The sequence below is a fragment of the Streptomyces sp. TRM68416 genome (assembly GCF_014596915.1).
GTDB lineage: Bacteria > Actinomycetota > Actinomycetes > Streptomycetales > Streptomycetaceae > Streptomyces.
The window spans coordinates 385,280-407,952 of record NZ_JACVWU010000002.1 but is presented as its reverse complement, the minus strand read 5'-3'; the positions used below and the strand labels follow the sequence as shown (position 1 = coordinate 407,952).

Here is a 22,673-nt window from a genome sequence, read left to right as displayed (position 1 = left end):
GGGAGTGACATGGAACAGATAACAGTGCGCAGCAGGGCCAGGGTCCCTGCGATCACCTGCGGGAGCAGCGCGACCAGTTCGCGCCTCGACCGCCATCTCTCGGTACTGGCGGGCCCCGCCGTGCCGCAGCAGAAGACGGCCGAGGCGACCTCGCTGATGCGTGAGCTGACCGCACGCGAACCCGTGCGCCAGCACAGTGACCGGGGAGCGCGCGTCCGCCGCGTCTCGCTCTTCGCGCCACTGCGCCGACTGCGTCGCTCACTGTTCGGCGGCCACTAGGCGCCCCGGCCCCGCGCTCAGGCGGCCACGCCGTCCCGGCGCAGTGCTGCGATCTCGCCGTCCGTCATCCCCACGGCCCGCAGCAGTGCCCCGGTGTGCTCCCCGAGCGCGGGTACGTCCCCCATGCGCGCCGCCGCCCCACCCGGCAGCGTGATGGGCGGCAGCAGCGCTTTGAGCGGACCCACGGGCGACCCCACCTCCCGCCACCGCTCCCGGGCCGCCAGCTGCGGATGCTCCGCGACCTCGTGCAGATCGCGCAGACGCGCGCAGGCCAGCCCGGCGGCCTCCAGCCGGGCCAGCGCCTCGTCCGTGCCGAGCGCCCCCAGCGCCTTGCCCACCAGCTCGTCGGTCCGCTCCCGGTGCGCCACCCGCGCCGCGTTCGTGGCGTACGCCGGATCCGAACCCAACTCCGGCCGGTCAAGCACCTGTTCGGCCAGCCGTCGCCACTCCCGGTCGTTCTGCACCGACAGCAGCACCCGCCCGCCGTCCGCCGTCGGATAGGCGTCGTACGGCGCGATGACGGCGTGCGCGAGCCCGGTGCGCGCCGGGGCCGTGCCCCCGTGCATCGCATGGTGCAGCGGATGCCCCATCCACTCCGCCAGCGACTCCAGCATCGACACCTCCACCGGCCCGCCGCGCCCGGTGACCCCCCGGCGCACCAGCGCCGCGAGCACGCCCGAGAAGGCGTACATGGCCGCCGCGATGTCCGCCGCGGGGATCCCGGCCTTCACCGGCTGCTCCGGCGTCCCGGTCACCGACACCAGCCCCGCCTCGCACTGCACGAGCATGTCGTACGCCCGCTTGTCCGCGTACGGGCCGCCCGCGCCGTACCCCGAGATGTCCACGGCGATCAGCCGCGGATGCGCCGCGCAGAGCGTGGCCGCGTCCAGGCCCAGCCGGGCCGCGGCACCCTGGGCGAGGTTCTGCACGAAGACGTCCGCCCCGTCGACCAGCCGCCGTACGACGTCCAGGCCGCGCGGGTCCTTCAGGTCCAGGGCGATGGACTCCTTGCCGCGGTTGCACCACACGAAGTGCGAGGCCAGGCCGCGGGCGGCGGTGTCGTAGCCGCGGGCGAAGTCGCCGCCGTCGATCCGCTCGACCTTGATCACCCGGGCCCCGAGATCGGCGAGCTGCCGGGTGGCGAAGGGGGCCGCGACGGCCTGTTCCACGGCGACGACGGTGAGGCCCGCGAGGGGCGGCGGCTGTGACTCCGTGCGGGCTGCATCCATGCGGGCTGACTCCATGCGGGCGATCATGCCCCGTGGGCGTCGGCCTTGGCCATGGGCGTACCGGCGTACGGCGCGGGCGGCCCGCCCGGTTGTCGTTCGGGAGGCAGATGTCGGGCAGCAGCGGCGGGTCGAAGGTCGGGAGGTGGCCTCGCAGGAGGACCCGGAAGCGGCGTTCGACCGGATCATCGGCCGGCTGCTGGACAGCTACGCGGCCGTCAGATGAGCGTGAACTGGCCCTCCGGACCCTCCTCGTGGTGGTCCAGCACCGAGGCCGGCCTGCGTGCCGCGTCCGGGACCGGCAGCACGCCTGCCGCGGTCAGGTCGGCCGCCGTGATCGGGCGCGTCACCGTCAGGTCCTCCCGGCCGGCCGCCAACAGGGCCAGGACCGTGATGAGTTCCAGCAGTTCCGAGGTCCAGGCCTGCGGCCAGGCCGTCGGGCGGATCGCCGCCAGCGTGCCCGGCTCCGCAGGCTCTGCCGTGCGGGCCGTGAACCACTCCTCCAGGACCCGGACGCCGCCCACCTCGTAGTCCCAGGCCTCGGGCGGGACCGGGGAGATGCGGCCCTCGTCGAGGTACAGGGTCTCCTCCTCGCGCTCGTAGTGGAGGGTCAGCGGGCGGCTCGGGAGCGGGGCGCGGACGTAGGGGCGGCGGCCGCCGGGGAGTCTGGGGCGCTCGCCGTTGCGGCGCATGAGCCAGAGGGTGCGGTGGCCCGACTCGACGCCGTGCGTCCAGAGTTCGGGGTCCTCGGTGAGGGGGACGGCGAGGCCGGGGCCGGTGGCCGTCAGCACCCAGGCCAGTACGTCGGCGGGGGTGACGGGCAGGCCGAGGCGGGCGGTCAGGTGGTCCAGCAGGCCCGGCGCCAGATTGGGCTCCGTCCCGCCGGGGCGGCGGTGCAGCGGGCGGATGCGGCCCGGACGCAGGAGGGGGAGGGCGGAGGTGGCGAGCACCCCGTCGTCCGTCTCCACCAGGAACACCTGGTGGTCGTCCGCCACCCGCCACAACTCCGGCCGGGCCGCGTCGATCAGACGGTGGTCGGGGATCAGCCACTGCTCGTCGAAGGGCGCCCGCAGCACCCGTACGGGTTCCGGGCACGGGCCCGAGGCGCGGGCCAGCTTCTCCGTACCGCCCGAGCCGCCCGGCAGTTGGGCCACCGCCGAGTGCAGGGTGCGCGAGCGGGTCGGTTCGAGCAGCGCCTCCCGGTCCGGCCCCTCGGCCTTGACGAAGGCGTCCCAGCGGGCCCTCAGACAGGCGGCGTCGGGGCCCGTCGGCCACCCCCGGCCCAGCCGAAGCGGTGCGACGGACCACGGCATGAGGTCCGCCAGGAGCGGAGCGTCGTCGAGCGTCACGCGGGCATGGTACGTCGTCGTGCCTGTAACGCCGGTTCAGGGGAGCGCCCCAAAGGGGCGCGGGGCTGTGTCGATATGCGGCTCCGCCGCGATGGGGGTCCCCCCGCGCGAGCGAAGCCGAGCGTGGGGGAGCGACCAGCCACGGACGGCCCGCAGCCGAACGACAACACATCACGGCCCCCAGCGGAGCGCTCACGCATCCAGCGTCACCGTGAACGAGAACCGGTCCCCCCGATAGTGGATCTCCGCCACGTCCAGCACCCGCCCGTCCGTGTCGTACGTGACGCCCGTGTAGTGCAGGATCGGACTCAGCAGGGGCACGTCGAGCAGGCGTGCCGTCTCCGGGTTCGCCAGCCGCGCCGAGACCGTGTCCGTGATGCGGCCGATGTCCGCCCCGACGACGTCCCGCAGCACCTTCGTCATCGGCCACTGCTCCAGGTCCGCGGGATCGACCCGCGCCGCGAACTCGGGACGCACCCAGTTGCGCGCGTGGTTCGTCGGCTCGCCCGTCTTCTCGTCGCTGCGCAGCCGGTGGTACGTCGCCACCTCCCCGAGGTCGGGGAAGTGCTCGGCCAGTTCGGGCGGCACCGCCGCCTTGCCGTGGTCGAGCAGCTCCGTCACCATGCCCGACTGCTGGGCCACGATCGCGTCCACCGAGCCGAGCAGCCGTACGGGCGCGCCCCGCCGCACATGCGGCTCGATGAACGTGCCCCGGCGGCGGTGGCGGGTGATCAGCCCCTCGTCCTCCAGTTCCTTCAGCGCCTGCCGCATGGTCAGCACGCTCACGCCGTAGTGCCCGGCCAGCTGCTCCTCGGTCGGCAGCCGCAGCGGATCCTGCGGCCGGCGGCCCAGTATCGAGGCGCGCAGCGACTGCGACACCTGATACCAGAGCGGCAGTTTGCGGTTCAGGACGATCGAGTCCGGGGCGAAGGAGGTCACGCGCTATCCGTACAGGTCGGCTTCGTTCAGTGCAACGGGCGGAAGTGCCGTTCGAGGCCCTCCCAGACGTCGTCGTAGCGCGGCTGCAGGTGCTCCGCCCCCGCCGCCTGCGCGGTCAGCGTCACCGGCCACCGCGTCTCGAACATGAACGCCAGCCCGTCGTCCACCTTCTGCGGCCGCAGCTCGGCGGCCGACGCCCGGTCGAAGGTCTCCCGGTCCGGCCCGTGCGCCGACATCATGTTGTGCAACGACCCGCCGCCGGGCACGAAGCCCCCCGAACCGGCAGCCTTGGCGTCGTAGGCGCCCTCGATCAGGCCCATGTACTCGCTCATCACGTTCCGGTGGAAGTACGGCGGCCGGAAGGTGTCCTCGCCCACCAGCCAGCGCGGCGCGAAGACCACGAAGTCCACGCCGGCCAGGCCGGGGGTGTCCGACGGGGAGGTGAGCACCGTGAAGACCGACGGGTCCGGGTGGTCGTACGAGATCGAACCGATGACGTTGAACCGGCGCAGGTCGTACACGTACGGCACGTGATTGCCGTGCCAGGCGACGACGTCCAGCGGTGAGTGGCCGTACGTCGCCCGCCACAGGTTGCCGCAGAACTTGTTCACCACCTCCACCGGGCCCTCGACGTCCTCGTAGGCGGCGGTCGGAGCCCTGAAGTCACGGGCGTTCGCCAGGCCGTTGGCGCCGATCGGGCCGAGGTCGGGGAGGCGGAAGGGGGCGCCGTAGTTCTCGCAGACGTAACCGCGGGCCGTCGCGTCCAGCAGCTCGACCCGGAAGCGCACCCCGCGCGGGACCAGCGCCACTTCGCCCGGCTCGGCCCGCAGCAGCCCGAACTCGGTGCGCAGCAGCAGCCCGCCGTGCTCCGGGACGATCAGCAGCTCGCCGTCCGCGTCGCTGAAGACGCGCTCCATGGAGGAGTCGGCGTGGTAGAGGTGCACGGCCATGCCGGCGCGCCGGGCGGCGTCGCCGTTGCCGCCGAGTGTCCACAGGCCGGCCAGGAAGTCCGTGCCCGCGGGCGGCGCGGGCAGCGGGTTCCAGCGCAGCCGGTTCGGGTCGGGCACCGTCTCGGCGAAGGGCGCGGTGCGCAGGGCGCCGTTGTCCGTGCGGACGAACGCCGGGTGGGCGGCCGACGGGCGGATCCGGTACAGCCAGGAGCGGCGGTTGTGCGCCCGCGGCTCGGTGAAGGCGGAGCCGCTGAGCTGCTCCGCGTACAGCCCGAGAGGTGCGCGCTGCGGCGAGTTGCGGCCCTCGGGCAGGGCGCCGGGCACCGCCTCGGAGCTGTGCTCGTTGCCGAAACCGGAGAGATACGTCAGCGCCTCCGCGGCCTTGCGCACGCCCTCGCTCCCGCCTCCGCTCCTGCCCCCGCCCCCGCCCCCGCGCTCGCCCCCGCTCCCGCCCTCGGACGCGCTCGGGCCGGAAGTGCCCCCGTCGCTCATGATCGCTCCCTTGCTGTCGGAATCCTATGGATCACCGTAGGATTGCGGCCCGGCGGGTGCAAGAGGGCAGGGGCGCCGCCCCGGGTCTCCTCACTGCGGAGGACGAGAACCAGACTCCAGGGGGATCCGAGTGTCGGACCGGTGTTCTACGCTCCCGGGCATGTCGTGGACGCGGACCCTCATCGCCGCGCTCGCGGTCTGTGTCCTTCTGCTGACCGGATCCGTGGGCTGCGGCTCCAGTGGCACCCAGGAACAGCCGAACGGCGAGTCGCTCTCACCGGTGGGCAAGCTGCTCGACGACACCGACGACGAAGGCCGCGCCTATCGCGAAGTGGACGGCAGGGGCGCCCCCAGGATCGGCATCGAGGTGAAGCCCGAGGAGGACGACAGCTGGGCCGTGACCCTGACCGCGCGCAACTTCCGCTTCTCGCCGCCGGGCGCGAAGAGCGAGGCCGTGGCCGGCCGGGGCCTGGCCCACCTCTACCTCGACGGCCGCCTGATCACCCGGCTGCGCACCCCCGAGTACCGCATCCCGGCCGAGCTCGTCGCCCGCGGCACGCACCAGGTCACGGCCCGCCTGTACGCCGACGACGGCACGGTGTGGGCGGTGGACGGCGAGCCCGTGGAGAGCACGGCCTACATCACGGCGTCCGGGACCGGGCCGACGTCCGCACGGAGTACGGCGCGATGAGTGCAGAGGGCACCGGAATCCGTACCAGGGGGCAAGGTTCACCGGACCGCTCCGGAAAGGCATCATGAAGCCCGTGCCCCACACGACCTCGCTCCGCCGCGCACCCGTGCAGCGGCGCAGTGCCGAGCGGCTCACCAGGATCCTCGACGCCTGCGCCGAGATCCTCGACGAGATCGGCTACGAAGACCTGAGCACCCGCGCCGTCGCCCAGCGCGCCGGCGTCCCCATCGGCTCCGTGTACCGCTTCTTCGGCAACAAGCGGCAGATGGCCGACGCCCTCGCCCAGCGCAACCTGGAGCACTACGCCGCGCGCGTCACCGAGCGCCTGCGGGGCGACGGCGGCGGGGGCTGGCGCGCGGCGATGGACGCCGTACTCGACGAGTACCTGGTGATGAAGCGGACCGCCCCCGGGTTCTCCCTCGTCGACTTCGGCAACCAGATCCCGGTCGGCGACCGCCGCTCCGAACCCAACCACCGCGTCGCCGACCGCCTCACCGACCTCCTCTCCGGCCACCTCGGCCGCACCCCCGACGAGGACCTGCGCCGCGTCTTCCTCGTCGCCGTCGAAACCGCCGACACCCTGGTCCACCTCGCCTTCCGGGTCTCCCCGGAGGGAGACGAACGGATCATCGAGGAGGCGCGGGAGCTGCTGCGGGCGTATCTCGCGCGGGTTCTCGACTGACCGGCCCGGGGCGGCCCGGGACCGGCCTCCGCCGGTGATCGGTCCGCACAGCGACCACAGGGATCGGCCCGAACGGCGTCCGGAGCACCGCCCGTTGCTAAGGTGATCAGACCCTTGAGGCGCGTATGGGGGGACGCCATGGCTCGGGTGGTCTGCATCCACGGGATCGGTCAGCAGTACGCCGGGGAACGGCAGTTGCACGCGGCCTGGCATCCGGTGCTCGCGGACGGCCTGCTGCGCGCGGGCGCCGCCCGGGCACTCTCCGCGGACGACGTCCGCTGCGTCTTCTACGGCGACCTGTTCCGGCCGCCCGGCCGCACCCTCGCCGTACAGGACCCGCCGCTGACCGCCTCCGACGTCGACGAGGGCTTCGAGGCCGACCTCCTGCTGGCGCTGTGGGCGGAGGCCGCCCGCACCGACGAGGCCGTCCTGCCGCCCGACGCCCGCACCCTGGTCCGCACCCCGCAGACGGTGCAGCGCGCCCTCAACGCCCTCAGCCGCTCCCGGTTCTTCTCCGGTGTCGCCCTGCGCGGACTGGTCCTCGACCTCAAACAGGTCCGCGCCTACCTGTGCGACCCGGCCGTGCGAGGCGCCGTACAGGAGCGCGTCGCGGCCGCGGTCACCGACCGCACCCGGGTCGTCGTCGGCCACTCCCTCGGCAGCGTCGTCGCCTACGAGGCACTGTGCGCCCACCCCGACTGGCCGGTGCGCGCCCTGCTCACCCTGGGATCGCCGCTCGGCATCCGTCACCTCGTCTACGACCGGCTGCCCGAGCCGGGCGCCTGGCCCGGCGGGGTCGACGCGTGGACGAACATCGCCGACGAGGGCGACGTCGTGGCCCTGGTGAAGGACCTGCGCCCGCTCTTCGGCGACCGCGTGGCATGCCACCTCGTCCACAACGGCAGCCGGGCCCACGACGCGACCCGCTACCTCGACACCCCGCAGGCCGGCCGGGCGGTGACCGATGGCTGCGGCCTCTGAGACGGCCGCCCGCCGCTATCTGATCGCCACCGCCGTCACGGACGTGACGGCGCACCCCGAGGCGGAGCGACCCGAACTCGCCGACGACGTACGCCGGATGGAGGAGCTGTTCCTGGGGGAGCTGGGCTACGCGCGCGGCGCCGCCGTGGGCCTGAACCCGACCCGTGGCCAACTCCTGTCCGCCCTGCGCCAGTTCGCCAGAGCACCCGACCGCCGCCCGGACGACTACGTCGTGCTCTACCTCGCCACGCACGGCGTCACCGCCGAACACAGCGGCCTGCACTACCTGTTGCTGCACGACAGCGACGCCCGCGACCTGCGCGGCACCGCCCTGCCCACCGAGGAGCTGGTCGCCCACCTCTGGGAGGACACCGCCGTCGAGCGGCTGCTGGTCCTCATCGACGCCTGCTACGCCGAGGAGGGCGCCGACACCGCCCTGCGCGCGGCCCTGGAGGCCCGCCGGTTCCGGGAGCCGGTCACCGAGCACGGCAGCACCGGCCTGGTCCTCGTCTCCTCCTCCCGCCGCAAGGAGGAGACCTACACCGGCGCCCTGTCCTCGGCCTTCGACCGGGCGGTACGCCGCCAGGCCACGGCCGGGCACGCCCCCGCCCACATCAGCCTCGAACACGTCATGGCGGCCATCCGCAGCGACCCCGAAGTCCCGCACGCCCAACGCCCGGTGTGGTCGCTCGCCCACGCCACCGGCCGCATCCCCGCCTTCCTGCCCAACCCGCGCCACATCCCGGACACCGACGGACTGCGGCTGGAGGAGATCGACCGGATCGTGGAGCTCGGGGCGCGCGAACGGGACGCCCGGGAGCAGGACATGCGGGGCTTCTTCCTGCCGAGGGCGCGCGGCACGGACGTACCGACCGAGGACGTCTGGAACTTCACCGGGCGGCACGCGGCGATCGGCGACGTCACGGGGTGGCTCGCACCGGAGCGCGCGGACGACCGGCTGTGCGTGGTGACGGGCGACCCCGGCTCCGGCAAGTCCTCCCTGCTCGGGCTGGTCGCGGTCCTCACCGACCCCGTCCGTACGGCATCGGTGCCGCGCGCCGGACTGCCCGACACCCTGCCCGCCCCGGGCGCGGTCGACGAGCGGATCAACGCCAGTCACCTCTCCACCCGGCAGCTCCTGGACGCCCTGTCCGCGGCGGCGGGCTGCGCGGCGCAGTCGCTGGGCGCGCTGACGGCCCACCTCCAGACGCGGACGTCCCCGCTGGTGGTCCTCATCGACTCCCTGGACGAGGCCCTGGTCCCGCACGAGGCCGTCGACGAACTGATCACCCCGCTCACCGACCCCGAACGCCGCCTGCCGCTCCGCCTGTTGGTCGGCGCCCGCCCGCACATCGCCCGCCGCCTGCCCGCCGCTGCCCCGCGCATCGACCTCGACTCCGAGCGCTACGGCGACCCCGCCGCCGTCCGCGCCTACGTCCGCAAGCTGCTGTCCGCGCAGGGCTCCGCCTGGCAGCCGCAGCTGCTGGACGCCCTTGCCGAGGCGGTCGCGGAGGCCGCGGGCCGCTCCTTCCTGGTGGCCCGCATCACCGCCCTCACGATCGCCCGCGAACCGTGTCCGCCGGACCCGTACGACCGGCAGTGGCGCGAGGAACTCCCGCGGCTGCCGGGCGAGGCGATGGAACGGGACCTCACGCAGCGGCTGGGCCCGGAGGCCTCCCGCGCCCGCGACCTCCTCCTCCCGCTCGCCTACGCCCAGGGCGCGGGCCTGCCCTGGGCGGGCGTGTGGCCCCGGCTGGCCTCGGCGATCACCGGGCGGCCCTACGGCGACGAGGACGTCGTATGGCTGCGGCAGGCGGCCGGCTCGTACGTCGTGGAGAGCGTGGAGGACGGCGGCTCGGTGTACCGGGTGTACCACCGGGCGCTGATCGAGTACTTGCGGGAGGGCCGGGACGCGGAGCAGGTCCAGCGGACGGTGACGGAGGTGCTGCGGGACGTCGAACACCCCTATGTGTGGCGGTACTTGGCGCTGCACGCGGGGGAGGGCGGGGTGCTGGACCCGCTGGTGCAGGACGCGCGGTTCGTGCTCGGCTCCGAGCCGGGCCAACTGCTGGCCGCGCTGCCGGAGTTGCGGACGGCGGAGGGGCGCCGGGCGGGGCAGGCCCTGCGCGACCTGGAGCGCACGCTGCGCGAACGCGGCGGAGCGGACCCCGACCCCGAGTCGCGGGCCCGGCTGCGGCTGGCAGCCGTGTGCCGCAGGGCGCACACGCTGGCCGACTCGTGCGACACGGGGGAGGGACAACTCCCGTGGCGGGTGCGGTGGGCGGCGTGGAATCCGCACGAGGGGGTGCGGACGTATCCGGGGATGTCGATCGGGGTGGGGGACGGGATCGTGGTGCCCGAGGCGGGCGGTGCGGAGTTCCTCGATCTCATGGCGCCGCAGGGAGCGACCTGGCACGACCTGCCGGCCGGGAGCGTGGGCCTGCCGGACCGGACTCGTATCGAGTGGTCCGGCCCGACGCTGACCGCGCCGCCCCAACTGCCCGGCGTGGCCGCCGCGATGTGGGCCGAACCGGAGGTCGAAGTGGCGAGGCGGCGAAGAGAGTTGTGGAGCGGGTACGTGCGTCTGCTCCATCTCTGGAACACACGCGGCCGTCAGACCTACGTGCTGCCGCCCAGCCCGGACCTCGACTACGAGCCGGAACGCCGAAGGCCGGACATGCCGGAGCAACTGGTCGTGGTCGCGGCAGCCGACCGCACCCCCGCCGCGGCGGTCCTGCGGTTCCGCGGCGGACATGTCCTCGTCCACACGCTCGGGCAGGGCGGCCGACGCTACCCGCCGCTCACCCGCCGACAGCGCAGGGATCTGTACAGCTGGGAGATCGAGCGGTGGGAGGAGCGGGCGGACTGGCTGTCGGCCCTGGTTCCCTCCGCCATCACCCCGGCGGGCCTCGGGACGCGCGTCACCGTGTGCGCGGCGCCCGCCGGGCTGCCCGCGATGTCGTACCTGCTGGGCTACGGGGACGGCAGCGTCGGGCGGTTCGAGTGGCCCGTCGACCCGGGCAACCGCGTGACCACCGGCCACGAAGGCGCCGTCACCCACATCGACCTGGCAACGGGCCACCCCCAGGGGAGCCTTCTCGTCACCGCGGGCGCGGACCACACGGTCCGGCTCTCCTCCCTCAGTACGGGCGCTCCCGTCCGCACCCTTCTGACCGGCGGCCACCCCGTCGCCTCGCTCGCCGTCCGCCGCGTCGGCCGCCAGTGGATCGTGGCCGTGGTGACCTCGGACGGACAACTCCACCGCATCGACCTGGACAGCGCACGCCCCATCGGCCTGCCGCTGCGCGTGGACGCGGGCCCGGACGTCCGGCTGGCCGTCTTCGACCTGGGACCGCACGCCTGCGTCTCCGTCCAGGGCGACACACGCGGACTCCAGCTCTACGACCTGGTGACCGGCGACCGCCTCGGCGGCCAGGTCCTCAGACACTCCGCCGCGGCGGTGTGCCGGGCGGGCGGCACGGTGTGCGTCGGCGGCTCGGACGGGATCGTACGGTTCTGGCCCACCCCGCACGCCGCGGACTCCGTCGACGTCACCGCCCACGACGGCCGTGTCCTCGCCCTCGGCGAGATCCGCGGCCCGACCGGTGCCCCGGCCCTGGTCAGCGTCGGCGAGGACTACCAGATCCGCTGCTGGGACCTGGCCCGCCGGAACGAGCTGTGGCGCCGCCGGGTGCTGGACCGGGGCCGCTGGCAGGTCCCGCTGCTCGGCTGCGCCACCACCGGCCGCACCGCCGACGGCCGGGACTACGTCGCCACCGGCGAGTACGGCGGCCGCGTCAGGATCCTCGTCCTGCGCGACGGACTGCCCGTCGCCGAGCAGGAGTTCACCGTCCCCGACATCGTCACCGCGCTGACCACCGGGCGCGTCCGCGACCGGGACGTGCTGGTCGTCGGCACCGACACGGGCCGGATCGTCTGCTGGGACGTCGGCGCGGCCCGTATGTACGTGTACGGCCCGTCCCCCGAGGTACCGGTGTGGGCCGCCGCCCTCGCGCTCGCCCCCGACGGCTCGGGCCGGCTCGCCGTCGGCGGCCAGGACGGGACCGTACGCGAATGGTCGCTGCCCACGTGCCGGCCCCTCGGTCCGCCGCGCCGCGCGCACCAGGGCGGGGTGTGCGGGCTGGCGTACACCGCGACGGGTCTGGTCGGCTTCGGCACCGATCACCGGCTGGTCTCGTACGCCGACGGCTGGGAGCGTCGGCTGCCGGAGTCCGCCGCCTCGCTGCACGCGACGGAGGACGGGCTGCTGTGCGGGGACAGCGTCGGCCAGGTCTGGTCGATGACGGACACGGCCGAGGGGCGCCGCATGGCGGAGGCGCTCGACGCGGTGCGGCCCGTGTCCGCGATCGCCGCGGTGCCCCGGGGCGACGGTCTTGCGGTCGTCGTGGGCGCCGCCGACGGGTCGCTCCAGGTCCGGGACGGAGAGCGGGGCGAGCTGGTGCGGCGGCTGCGGCCGGTCGACCACAGCGGGGTGGAGCAACTGGCCTGCGTGGCCTGGCGGTCACCCGGCCGGGCTGTCCGGCCGCTGCTGTTCTCGCGCAGCGAGCGCGGCCTGTTGGAGTACTGGGACTTCGGCACCGGCGGCACGGTCGCCGCCGCGGGGAAGCCGCTGGTCACCCCCGTGCCCCACCATCACGCAGGGGCGCGGCTGGCCGTGCTGCCGGACGGCACGGGTGCGCAGTCGCTGCTCTCCGTCCACGTGGGGGCCCGGCTCAGCATCCACGACGTGGCCCGGGGACCGCTCCCCGACCAGCCGTGCTGGACCTGGGGGGACGGGGATGTCGAGGGGACCGAGCCGCACCTGGTGCGGTGCGCGGGCCGTCTGCTGGTTCTGCTGCCCTTCCGCTACGAGGTGGTACGGGTCCTGGACACCACGACCCGCCGCTGGACCTCCGTCTGGCTGAGGGGTGACGGCCTGATTCGCGCGTTCACCCTCGACGCCCCCGGCGGCGACGAACTGCTGCTGATCGGCGCGTACCGTGCCAGGGTCGTCCCGTGGAACGGCCTGCGCAGACGCTTCACGACCCCGGGCGAAGAGCCGCCCCGGCACCGCACCCCCGAGCGCCGCTGGCTGCCGGACCGCCGCCCCGCCCCCGAGCCGCCCGTCACGCACGAGTACGAGATGCCGGTGTTCGCCGAGCACGCCGCCCTGCTCCCCGGCGGCGGCACCTACGCCGTGGGCGACCACACCACCCTGACCGTTCTCGGCACCCACGACGGCAAGGTCCACCGCACCGTCGACCTCCCTTCCCCCTGTACGGCCCTCACCGTCGCCCCCACCGGCGAACTGGTCGTCGGCACCCGCAACGGCCCGATCCTCTTCGACCGGCTCTGACCCCTCGCCTCGATGCATACCGGTCGGTATGCTCACCCGGGACAGGCACCGCTGCCCCCGGGAGGACCCGTGCCCCGCACCGCCCTGCGAATCTGCCCCCTGTGCGAGGCCACCTGCGGGCTGACGCTCACCATCGAGGGCACCCGTGTCACCGGCGCCCGCGGTGACCGTGACGACGTGTTCAGCCGGGGGTTCATCTGCCCCAAGGGCGCCTCCTTCGGGGCCGTCGACGGTGACCCGGACCGCCTCACCGGACCCCTCGTCCGCAAGGACGGCGAGCTGCGCGAGGCCACCTGGGAGGAGGCCTTCGACGCGGTCGCCGCCGGGATCCGGCCGGTGGCCGAGCGGTACGGCGCGAACTCCGTCGGGGTCGTGCTCGGCAACCCCAACGTCCACACCATGGCCGGTGCCCTCTACCCGCCGGTGCTGCTCGCCGGTCTCGGTACTCGCAGCGTCTTCACCGCCTCCACGGTCGACCAGATGCCCAAGCACGTCTCCAGCGGGCTCCTCTTCGGCGACGCCAACGCCATCCCGGTGCCCGACCTGGACCGCACCGACCACCTCCTCCTGATCGGCGCCAACCCTCTGGAGTCCAACGGCAGTCTGTGCACCGCCCCCGACTTCCCCGGCAAGCTCAAGGCGCTCAAGGCCCGCGGCGGCAGCCTCACGGTCGTCGACCCGCGCCGCACCCGCACCGCCCGGCTCGCCGACCGCCACCTCGCGATCCGCCCCGGCACGGACGCGCTGCTGCTGGCCGCCATGGCCCACGTCCTGTTCGCGGAAGGGCTCGTGGACACGGGGGAGCTGACCCCGCACCTCCAGGGCGTCGACGAACTCCGGGCCGCCCTGGAGGAGTTCACCCCCGAAGCCGTCGCCGAGACCTGCGACATCGACGCCGGCACGATCCGCACCCTCGCCCGCGAACTCGCCGCCGCCCCCACCGCCGCCGTCTACGCCCGCATCGGCAGCTGCACCGTCCCGCACGGCACCCTCGCGAGCTGGCTCGTCGACGTCCTCAACATCCTCACCGGCAACCTGGACCGCCCCGGCGGCGCCCTCTTCCCGCAGGCGGCCACCGACCGGACACCCCGGCCCGCCGGGCCCAGCCACGGCTTCGCGCTCGGCCGCTGGCACTCCCGGGTGAGCAAACACCCCGAGGCCAAGGGCGAGTTGCCGCTCTCCGCGCTCGCCGAGGAGATCGACACCGTGAGCGAGGAGGGCGCACCCGTCCGCGCGCTGATCGTCGTCGCCGCCAACCCCGTCCTGTCCGCCCCCGACGGCGACCGGCTCGACAAGGCCCTCGGCACGCTCGACTTCATGGTCAGCGTCGACCCCTACCTCAACGAGACCTCCCGCCACGCCCACGTCGTGCTGCCCCCGCCGCCGCCCTCGCAGAGCCCGCACCACGACTTCGCCTTCAACACCCTCGCCGTCCGCAACCAGGTCCGCTACACCCGGCCCGCCGTGCCCCTGGAGCCCGGCCGCATGGCCGAGACGGAGATCCTCGCCCGGCTGATCCTCGCCGCGACCGGCATGCACGGCGCCGATCCGGGAGCCGTCGACGACCTCGTCATCGGCCAGACCCTCGGCAAGGCCGTCAAGGAGGCCCACTCTCCCGTGCACGGCCGCGACCCCCAGGACCTCGCCGCCCAGCTCACCGGCGAGAGCGGCCCCGAGCGCCGGCTCGACATGATGCTGCGCCTCGGCCCCTACGGCGACGGCTTCGGCGTACGGCCGGACGGGCTGAGCCTCACCCAGCTGCTCGCCCACCCGCACGGCATCGACCTCGGGCCGCTCGCGTCCCGGCTGCCGCAGCCGCTGAAGACCAGGAGCGGCAAGGTCGAACTGCTGCCGCGGCCGATCGCCGACGATCTGCCGCGCCTCGGACAGGCCCTGCACCGGCGCCCCGACGACCTCGTCCTCGTCGGCCGCCGTCATCTGCGCTCCAACAACAGCTGGATGCACAACGTCCCCGCCCTCACCGGCGGCACCAACCGCTGCACCCTGCACATCCACCCCGAGGACGCCGAGCGCCTCGGCATCGGGGACGGGACGGCCGTCCGCCTCAAGGGCCCCGGGGGAGAGGTCACCGCCCCCGCGGAGGTCACCGACACCGTCCGTCCAGGTGTGGTGAGCCTGCCGCACGGCTGGGGTCACGACCGGCCCGGCACCCGACTCGGCCACGCCGCGAAGGACCCCGGGGTCAACGTCAACCAGCTCCTCGACGGCAGTCTGCTCGACCCCCTCTCGGGGAACGCCGTCCTCAACGGATTCGCCGTACAGCTCACCCCTGTGACCTCAGCAAAGCTGTGACCAGCAGTTTTGCGCTTATTGCTCGCGCGTCAACGTCTTGTTAACGCCGATCGGACGGACCTAACGTCGTCGCACCGCCGGCCCTGGTGGGATGTTCAAGGGCGAACGTTAGGTATCCACTCATGCTGACCATCCTCGGCTTCGTCATGATCGCGACCTTCCTGGTCCTGATCATGATGAAGAAGATGTCGCCGATCGCGGCGCTCGTGCTGATCCCGGCACTGTTCTGCGTGTTCGTCGGAAAGGGTGCCCATCTCGGTGACTACGTCATCGAGGGCGTCTCCAGCCTCGCCCCCACCGCGGCGATGCTGATGTTCGCGATCGTCTACTTCGGGGTGATGATCGACGTCGGTCTCTTCGACCCGATCGTGCGCGGGATCCTGAAGTTCGCCAAGGCCGACCCGCTGCGGATCGTCGTCGGCACGGCGTTCCTCGCCGCGATCGTCTCGCTCGACGGCGACGGCTCCACCACCTTCATGATCACCGTCTCGGCGATGTACCCGCTGTACAAGCGGCTGAAGATGAGCCTGGTCATCCTCACCGGTGTCGCCGCCATGGCGAACGGCGTGATGAACACCCTGCCCTGGGGCGGTCCGACGGCCCGCGCCGCCACCGCGCTCAAGCTCGACGCCAGCGACCTCTTCGTCCCGATGATCCCGGCCCTCGCCGTGGGCCTGCTCTTCGTCTTCGTCCTGTCGTACGTGCTCGGCCTGCGCGAGCGCAAGCGGCTGGGCGTGCTGACGCTGGACGAGGTGCTGGCGGAGGAGAAGGAGACGGAGACGGTCCTGGTGGGCGCCGAAGGCTCAGGCGCCGGTTCCGGTTCCGGCTCCGGCGACGCCAGGACCCCCGCCGTCACAGGCGGCACCGGCACCGACGCGGACGCCGACGAGGACGACCACGACAAGGGCCTGCAGGGACTCGACCCCGACCGGCCCACCCTGCGCCCCAAGCTGTACTGGTTCAACGCGCTGCTCACGGTCTCGCTGCTGACCGCCATGATCATGGAGTGGCTGCCGATCCCGGTGCTGTTCCTGCTCGGCGCCGCGCTCGCCCTCACCGTCAACTTCCCGCACATCCCCGACCAGAAGGCCCGGCTCGCCGCCCACGCCGACAACGTCCTCAACGTCTCCGGCATGGTCTTCGCCGCCGCCGTCTTCACCGGCGTCCTCCAGGGCACCGGCATGGTCGACAGCATGGCAAAGTGGATGGTGGACGTCATCCCCGAGGGCATGGGCCCGCACATGGCCCTGGTCACCGGCCTGTTGAGCCTGCCGCTCACCTACTTCATGTCCAACGACGGCTTCTACTTCGGCGTCCTGCCGGTCCTCGCCGAGGCCGGCGCCGCGCACGGCGTCTCGCCGCTGGAGATGGCCCGCGCCTCGCTGGTCGGGCAGCCGCTGCACATGTCCAGCCCGCTCGTCCCGGCCGTCTACGTCCTGGTCGGCATGGCCAAGGTCGAGTTCGGCGACCACACCAGGTTCGTCGTCAAGTGGGCGGCCCTCACCTGCCTGGTGATCCTCGGGGCGGGCCTGCTCTTCGGCATCGTCTGACCCCTGCCGTCCGACCCCATCGTCCGTGAAGGAGAACGTCGTCGTGAGGCCCGGTGGGAACCGCGGCTGGCTGCTCCGCCTCGTCATCGCCTTCGGCTTCGCGCAGGGGGCGGTGTCGATGGCCCGGCCCGCCGTCTCCTACCGGGCCCTCGCGCTGGGCGCGGACGAGCGGGCGGTCGGTGTGATCGCGGGCGTCTACGCCCTGCTGCCCCTGTTCGCCGCGGTGCCCCTGGGCCGCCGTACCGACCACGGCCGGTGCGCGCCCCTGCTGCCCGCCGGAGTGGTCCTCATCTCCGGCGGCTGCGCGCTCAGCGGCATCGCGGACTCCCTGGCGACGATGGCCCTGTGGAGCGGGGTGATGGGCCTGGGCCACCTGTGCTTCGTGATCGGCGCCCAGTCGCTGGTGGCCCGCCAGTCGGCCCCGCACGAACAGGACCGCAACTTCGGCCACTTCACCATCGGCGCCTCGCTCGGCCAACTCGTCGGCCCGATCGCGGCGGGCGCCCTGATCGGCGGCCCGGACATGGCCGGCACCAGCGCGCTCGCCCTGCTGGTCGCGGCGGCGGGCGCGGCCGTCGCGGTCACGTCGCTGTGGCGCATCGAGCACCGCGCTACGGCGGCCAAGTCCCGTACGCAGCAAGGCGAGCGCGTCCCCGTCCACCGCATCCTGCGTGCCCGGGGCGTGCCCGGGGGCATCTTCCTCAGCCTCTGCGTGCTGTCCGCCACCGACATCCTCACCGCCTACCTTCCGGTGGTCGGCGAGCAGCGCGGCATCGCCCCCTCCGTGATCGGCCCGCTGCTCAGCCTGCGCGCGGCGGCCACCATCGCCTGCCGCCTGGTGCTCACGCCCCTGGTGCGGCTGCTGGGGCGGACGGCGCTGCTGACCGTCACCTGTCTGCTCGCGGCCGTGCTGTGCGTCGGCATCGCGCTGCCGGTGCCGGTGTGGGCGCTCGCCGTGATCCTCGCCGTCCTCGGCTTCTGCCTCGGCGTGGGCCAGCCGCTGTCGATGACGACGGTCGTCCAGGCCGCCCCCGAGGGCGCCCGCTCCACCGCCCTCGCCCTGCGCCTGACCGGCAACCGCCTCGGTCAGGTCGCCGCACCCGCCTCGGCCGGCCTGATCGCGGGCGTCGCGGGCGCGGCGGCCCCCTTCGTGATGCTCGGCGCGCTGCTGCTGCTCTCCTCAGCCGTCGCGCTGCGCTCACCGGCGCGGCCGGCCGAGGATTCCGGCGGGGTGGCTCGGTCGCGTCGGCAGGGGGTGGCATTGGGCCGGAAGGGCGATGACTGACGTGTCGTAGGGCGGGCCTCTCACCACGGGCCGCGGAAGTGTGACAGAGAGTCAGGTGAAGCGCGATTTGTACGACAATCGTCTGACTCGGAGGACCTTGCATGCCCACCACGTCTCTTCCACGCCGCGCCGCCGCCCTCGCGGCCCTGACCCTCGCCGGCACGGTTGTCGCCGGGGCGCCCGCCGCCTACGCCCAGCCGCCCGGTGACAACGGGGACGTCAAGATCCACGCGGTGGGGACGCCCTTCGAAGACCCGCGCAACGAGCCCAAGGTCTGCGACTTCTACCTCGCCGCGTTCAACTTCGACCCGGGCGAGAAGGTCACCTGGAGCATCAAGACCCAGCCGCCGGTCCCGGGCGGCGCCGAACTGCCCACCAACGGCGTCCCCGACAACACGATCACGATCGGCCCGGACGGCATGGCCCAGACCATCCCGCTCGACCTGCCCAACGGCCAGTACAAGCTCACCTGGAAGACCGACCTCGGCCACGGCGCGGGCAAGTTCAAGGTGTTCAGGGTCGACTGCCCGACGCCCAAGCCCACCCCGACCCCCACCCCGACCTCCACCCCGACCGGACCGAACGGCGGGCCGCCCGCCGGCGGTGGCGGACTCGCCCGCGGCGACGCCTTCGGCCCGGTGGCCGGTGCCGCCGCCGTGGGTCTGACCGCGGTCGCCGGGGTGGTGTGGCTCCGCCGTCGCCGCCCGCATGGCGCATAGTCATCGACGCAGGCCCTGGCGCCGGACGCGCGCCTACCGCCTGGCGAGAACGGTCGTGGTGACCGTCTCGCTGGTGGCGGGCGGCGTCTGGTGGGCGCAGGGCGAGGAGTCCGGCGGGGCGGCCGAAGCCGCCCGGCCGGGCCCCCCGGCAGTGGTACCGGCCGAGGAGCGGAGCACCGAGGCCCGGGGGGAGCGGCAGCAGGCCCCGCGGCGGCCGGCACCCAAGGCCTCGCCCACGTCGGCGCCGAAGCCCCCGCCCCGCCCCCTGCCCCGCTCCCGCGCCACCCGCCTCACCATCGACTTCCTCGACGTCGACGCCCCGGTGATGAACCTCCGCCTCGACCGCGACCGGCGGCTGCCCGCACCCCCGGACGACGACCCGAACCTGGTCGGCTGGTACGAGGGCGGCGCGTCCCCCGGCGAGCAGGGCACCGCCGTCGCCGTCGGCCACCTCGACACCGACACCGGCCCCGCCGTCTTCGCCGGCCTCACCGAACTGGAACGCGGCCGCCTGATCGAGATGACGCGCGCGGACGGCCGTACCGCCGTCTACGCCGTCGACGCGGTCCGGACCTACGAGAAGGACGAGTTCCCCAACGACGAGGTGTACGGCGCCCGCAGCCGCCCCGAACTGCGGCTGATCACCTGCGGCGGCGACTACGACCGCAGGACCGGCTACTCGGGCAACGTCGTCGTCTTCGCCCACCTCGTGGAGACCCGCGAGCCGCCCCGGCCCGCAGCCCGGGGCTGAATCCGGCCGTCCGCTTTCTCACCTGCTGGACCGCCGCGTCCGATCCTGCCCGTTCCCTTCCCCCGGCCGCACACATTCCGTTAACTTCCGTGACCCACAGGCCCCGTACGACCCGCACGGGGCTTCCGACCGCGGAGCACCAGCGCCCGAATGAGCCCCCGGGGGCACCCCTCATGTCACGCGCCATCTCTCTGCACGACGTCAGCAAGAGCTACACCAAGGGAAACCGGGTGGTGGAGCGGCTCACGCTGGACATCGAGCCCGGTGAGTTCCTCGTCCTGCTCGGCCCCTCCGGCTGCGGCAAGTCGACGGTGCTGAGAATGATCGCCGGTCTTGAGGAGATCGACGAGGGGGAGCTGCTGCTCGACGGCGAGTACGCCAACGAGCTGCCGCCGTCCGGCCGGGACATGGCGATGGTCTTCCAGAACTTCGCCCTCTACCCGAGCATGACCAGCCGCGGCAACATCGGCTTCCCGCTGCGCATCGAGGCGCCCGACCAGGACCCGGGCCCGCGGGTGGACGCCACCGCCCGCATGCTGGGCATCGAGGAGCTGCTCGACCGCTTCCCCGCCCAGCTCTCCGGCGGGGAGCGCCAGCGCGTGGCCATGGGCCGGGCCATCGCCCGCCATCCCTCCGCCTTCCTGATGGACGAGCCGCTCTCCAACCTCGACGCCAAGCTCCGCAACCACCTGCGCGCCGAAATCACCAGGCTCACCCGCGAGCTGGGCGTCACCACCGTCTACGTCACCCACGACCAGGCCGAGGCCATGTCACTCGGCGACCGGGTGGCCGTCCTGCGCGGCGGCGTCCTCCAGCAGGTCGGCACGCCCCGCGAGGTCTACGCCCTGCCCCGCAACGTCTTCGTCGCCGCCTTCATCGGCACCCCGCGCATCAACCTGCTGCGCGGCGTCGTACGGGCCCCGCTCGACGGGGCGATGACCATCAGCCTCGGCAAGCAGTACCTGCGGCTGCCCGAACCCCTCTCCCAGGACCACCAGTTGCTCCGCGTCCAGCAGGGCCGCGAGGTCATCGTGGGCCTGCGCTCGGAGGCCGTACGGCTCGCCAAACCGGCCGCCGCCCGCCCCGGCGAGGTGCCGATGACCGGCCTGGTGGAGCACGTGGAGTTCCAGGGGCACGAGGTCCTCGTCCACTTCAACACCGGCTCCCGCCCCGCCGTCGTCCCCGACCTTGAGGCCCCGCGCCCGGTCCGCCGCCCCCGGCGCCGCCGCCGCGAGGGCGGCACCGTGCTGGACCGGCTGCGGGAGCGGGCGGGAGCGCTGCGGGCCGGTCCCGTGGTGGTGCTGGAGCATCCCGCGGACGCGGAACCCGAGCGGCCCGAGCCCGCCCCGCCCGAGGGCCGCCTGCCCGGCGACCTCATCGTCCGCACCACCCCCGACATCGACCTCCGGCACGGCATGCAGGTGCCGCTCCTCGTCGACATCGCCCACCTCTTCGTCTTCGACCAGCACGGCGAACGGATCTGCCCGGCCCCGGCCCGGCTGCCGGACCTGGAGGAATGACGCCGACGGGGGCAGGGTGAGCTGCGCCATGCGGCGAGTGGCTGGTGCCGTAAAACTAACGGCGCTAGTTTAGGGGGCGGTTCGACTGCGCCGGTAAGGGGCGCGGGGCTGCATATATGTGCGGCTCCGCCGCACGGGCGCGAGCAACCACGACGCACCCGCAGGCAGATCATGTCCGGAAGGACCCAGATGAAGGCACACGACGGCTTCTACATCGACGGCGCATGGCACCCCGCCCCCGACCGGGACACGATCGACGTCGTCAACCCGGCCGACGAGCAGATCATCGCCCAGGTCCCCGCAGGGACGGCCGCGGACGTGGACACCGCCGTCCGAGCCGCCCGCGCCGCACTCCCGGCCTGGGCCGCCACCCCGCCCGCCGACCGCGCGGAGCGCCTCGCCGCGCTGCGGGACGTCCTCGCCGCCCGCAAGGACGAGATCGCCGAGACGGTCACCGCCGAACTCGGCTCGCCCCTCGCCTTCTCGCAGGCGGTCCACGCCGCCGTCCCCCTCGCGGTCGCCGCCTCCTACGCCGAGCTCGCGGCCACCCACTCCTTCGAGGAGAAGGTCGGCAACTCGACCGTCCTGCACGAGCCGGTCGGCGTGGTCGGCGCGATCACCCCCTGGAACTACCCCCTGCACCAGATCGTCGCCAAGGCCGCCCCGGCGCTCGCGGCCGGCTGCACGGTCGTCCTCAAGCCCGCCGAGGACACCCCGCTGACCGCCCAGCTCTTCGCCGAGGCGGTCCACGAGGCGCAGTTCCCGGCGGGCGTCTTCAACCTGGTCACCGGCCTCGGCCCGGTCGCCGGGCAGGCCCTCGCCGAGCACCCGGGCGTCGACCTGGTCTCCTTCACCGGCTCCACCGCCGTCGGCCGGCAGATCGGTGCCACCGCCGCCGGCGCCGTCAAGAAGGTCGCCCTCGAACTGGGCGGCAAGTCCGCGAACGTCATCCTCCCGAGTGCCGACCTCGCCAAGGCGGTCAACGTCGGCGTCGCCAACGTCATGTCCAACTCCGGCCAGACGTGCAGCGCGTGGACCCGGATGCTGGTGCACACCTCGCAGTACGAGGAAGCCGTCGAACTCGCCGCCACGGCCGCCGCCAAGTACGGCGACCGCATCGGCCCGGTCGTCAACGCCAAGCAGCAGGCGCGGGTGCGGAGTTACATCCGCAAGGGCATCGCCGAGGGCGCCCGCCTGATCGCCGGCGGCCTCGAATCCCCGCGCGAGCAGGGCTGGTACGTCAGCCCGACCGTCTTCGCCGACGTGCGCCCGGAGATGACCATCGCCCAGGAGGAGATCTTCGGCCCGGTCCTGTCGATCATCCGCTACGAGGACGAGGACGACGCCCTCCGCATCGCCAACGGCACGGTCTACGGCCTGGCCGGCGCCGTCTGGGCCGGCGAGGAGTCGGAGGCGGTCGCCTTCGCCCGCCGTATGGAGACCGGGCAGGTCGACATCAACGGCGGCCGCTTCAACCCCCTTGCCCCCTTCGGCGGTTACAAGCACTCCGGCATCGGCCGGGAACTCGGCACGCACGGCCTGACCGAGTACCTCCAGACCAAGTCCCTCCAGTTCTGAAGCCGTTCTACG

General features: G+C 73.5%; 16 protein-coding genes. 12 read left to right on the top strand and 4 right to left on the bottom strand.

Annotated elements, in window-relative coordinates; translation table 11 throughout:
- Positions 1-9: 9 nt before the first annotated feature.
- On the top strand, positions 10-279 hold the full coding sequence (locus ICC28_RS05035) for a hypothetical protein (protein ID WP_188287155.1): 270 nt from the start codon (positions 10-12) through the stop codon (positions 277-279).
- Between the two features lie 17 nt (positions 280-296).
- Here ICC28_RS05035 and ICC28_RS05030 read toward each other — a convergent pair whose 3' ends face one another.
- From ICC28_RS05030 to hmgA, 4 genes are all read right to left on the bottom strand, one after another.
- Positions 297-1,508, bottom strand: a complete 1,212-nt coding sequence (locus ICC28_RS05030) for a CaiB/BaiF CoA transferase family protein (protein ID WP_188287154.1) — start codon at positions 1,506-1,508, stop codon at positions 297-299.
- A 215-nt stretch (positions 1,509-1,723) separates the two neighbouring features.
- The gene (locus ICC28_RS05025) at positions 1,724-2,854 is read right to left on the bottom strand and encodes a type ISP restriction/modification enzyme (protein ID WP_317453959.1); all 1,131 of its coding nucleotides are present in this window, start codon (positions 2,852-2,854) and stop codon (positions 1,724-1,726) included.
- Positions 2,855-3,046: 192 nt separating this feature from the next.
- Complete coding sequence (locus tag ICC28_RS05020) at positions 3,047-3,793, bottom strand: GntR family transcriptional regulator (RefSeq protein ID WP_188287153.1); 747 nt, start codon at positions 3,791-3,793, stop codon at positions 3,047-3,049.
- Positions 3,794-3,819: 26 nt separating this feature from the next.
- Positions 3,820-5,235: a homogentisate 1,2-dioxygenase gene (hmgA, locus tag ICC28_RS05015; protein WP_188287152.1), complete on the bottom strand. Its 1,416-nt coding sequence runs from the start codon at positions 5,233-5,235 to the stop codon at positions 3,820-3,822.
- 160 nt (positions 5,236-5,395) lie between these two features.
- Here hmgA and ICC28_RS05010 point away from each other — a divergent pair, with 160 nt between their 5' ends.
- The 11 genes from ICC28_RS05010 (at position 5,396) to ICC28_RS04960 (ending at position 22,661) form a co-directional block, all read left to right on the top strand.
- Positions 5,396-5,926 (top strand): hypothetical protein, encoded by a 531-nt coding sequence (locus ICC28_RS05010; protein ID WP_223188346.1) that lies wholly within the window; start codon positions 5,396-5,398, stop codon positions 5,924-5,926.
- A 64-nt stretch (positions 5,927-5,990) separates the two neighbouring features.
- Entirely contained in the window at positions 5,991-6,608 is a 618-nt protein-coding gene (locus ICC28_RS05005) for a TetR/AcrR family transcriptional regulator (protein WP_188287151.1), read from the top strand.
- Positions 6,609-6,746: 138 nt separating this feature from the next.
- Positions 6,747-7,589 (top strand): alpha/beta fold hydrolase, encoded by an 843-nt coding sequence (locus ICC28_RS05000; RefSeq protein WP_188287150.1) that lies wholly within the window; start codon positions 6,747-6,749, stop codon positions 7,587-7,589.
- On the top strand, positions 7,573-12,945 hold the full coding sequence (locus ICC28_RS04995; protein ID WP_188287149.1) for a caspase family protein: 5,373 nt from the start codon (positions 7,573-7,575) through the stop codon (positions 12,943-12,945). Before ICC28_RS05000 ends, ICC28_RS04995 begins: the two co-directional genes overlap by 17 nt.
- Positions 12,946-13,014: 69 nt before the next feature.
- Positions 13,015-15,258: a molybdopterin oxidoreductase family protein gene (locus ICC28_RS04990; RefSeq protein WP_188287148.1), complete on the top strand. Its 2,244-nt coding sequence runs from the start codon at positions 13,015-13,017 to the stop codon at positions 15,256-15,258.
- 86 nt (positions 15,259-15,344) lie between these two features.
- The gene (locus ICC28_RS04985; protein ID WP_411158568.1) at positions 15,345-16,808 is read left to right on the top strand and encodes a CitMHS family transporter; all 1,464 of its coding nucleotides are present in this window, start codon (positions 15,345-15,347) and stop codon (positions 16,806-16,808) included.
- Positions 16,809-16,851: 43 nt separating this feature from the next.
- The gene (locus ICC28_RS04980; RefSeq protein WP_188287146.1) at positions 16,852-18,093 is read left to right on the top strand and encodes an MFS transporter; all 1,242 of its coding nucleotides are present in this window, start codon (positions 16,852-16,854) and stop codon (positions 18,091-18,093) included.
- 101 nt (positions 18,094-18,194) lie between these two features.
- The gene (locus tag ICC28_RS04975; protein ID WP_188287145.1) at positions 18,195-18,812 is read left to right on the top strand and encodes a hypothetical protein; all 618 of its coding nucleotides are present in this window, start codon (positions 18,195-18,197) and stop codon (positions 18,810-18,812) included.
- Entirely contained in the window at positions 18,802-19,563 is a 762-nt protein-coding gene (locus tag ICC28_RS04970; RefSeq protein ID WP_188287144.1) for a class F sortase, read from the top strand. Before ICC28_RS04975 ends, ICC28_RS04970 begins: the two co-directional genes overlap by 11 nt.
- 173 nt (positions 19,564-19,736) lie before the next feature.
- The gene (locus ICC28_RS04965) at positions 19,737-21,083 is read left to right on the top strand and encodes an ABC transporter ATP-binding protein (RefSeq protein WP_188287143.1); all 1,347 of its coding nucleotides are present in this window, start codon (positions 19,737-19,739) and stop codon (positions 21,081-21,083) included.
- Between the two features lie 189 nt (positions 21,084-21,272).
- On the top strand, positions 21,273-22,661 hold the full coding sequence (locus ICC28_RS04960; protein WP_188287142.1) for an aldehyde dehydrogenase family protein: 1,389 nt from the start codon (positions 21,273-21,275) through the stop codon (positions 22,659-22,661).
- Positions 22,662-22,673 lie beyond the last annotated feature (12 nt).

What these genes read in the sequence shown, in the direction of transcription:
- ICC28_RS05035 (WP_188287155.1), top strand. Translation starts at nt 10, where the DNA reads ATGGAACAGATAACAGTGCGCAGCAGGGCCAGGGTCCCTGCGATCACC.
- ICC28_RS04975 (WP_188287145.1), top strand. Translation starts at nt 18,195, where the DNA reads ATGCCCACCACGTCTCTTCCACGCCGCGCCGCCGCCCTCGCGGCCCTG.
- ICC28_RS04995 (WP_188287149.1), top strand. Translation starts at nt 7,573, where the DNA reads ATGGCTGCGGCCTCTGAGACGGCCGCCCGCCGCTATCTGATCGCCACC.
- ICC28_RS04970 (WP_188287144.1), top strand. Translation starts at nt 18,802, where the DNA reads ATGGCGCATAGTCATCGACGCAGGCCCTGGCGCCGGACGCGCGCCTAC.
- ICC28_RS05010 (WP_223188346.1), top strand. Translation starts at nt 5,396, where the DNA reads ATGTCGTGGACGCGGACCCTCATCGCCGCGCTCGCGGTCTGTGTCCTT.
- ICC28_RS05000 (WP_188287150.1), top strand. Translation starts at nt 6,747, where the DNA reads ATGGCTCGGGTGGTCTGCATCCACGGGATCGGTCAGCAGTACGCCGGG.
- ICC28_RS04965 (WP_188287143.1), top strand. Translation starts at nt 19,737, where the DNA reads ATGTCACGCGCCATCTCTCTGCACGACGTCAGCAAGAGCTACACCAAG.
- ICC28_RS05030 (WP_188287154.1), bottom strand. Translation starts at nt 1,508, where the DNA reads ATGGATGCAGCCCGCACGGAGTCACAGCCGCCGCCCCTCGCGGGCCTC.
- ICC28_RS05005 (WP_188287151.1), top strand. Translation starts at nt 5,991, where the DNA reads ATGAAGCCCGTGCCCCACACGACCTCGCTCCGCCGCGCACCCGTGCAG.
- ICC28_RS04960 (WP_188287142.1), top strand. Translation starts at nt 21,273, where the DNA reads ATGAAGGCACACGACGGCTTCTACATCGACGGCGCATGGCACCCCGCC.
- hmgA (WP_188287152.1), bottom strand. Translation starts at nt 5,235, where the DNA reads ATGAGCGACGGGGGCACTTCCGGCCCGAGCGCGTCCGAGGGCGGGAGC.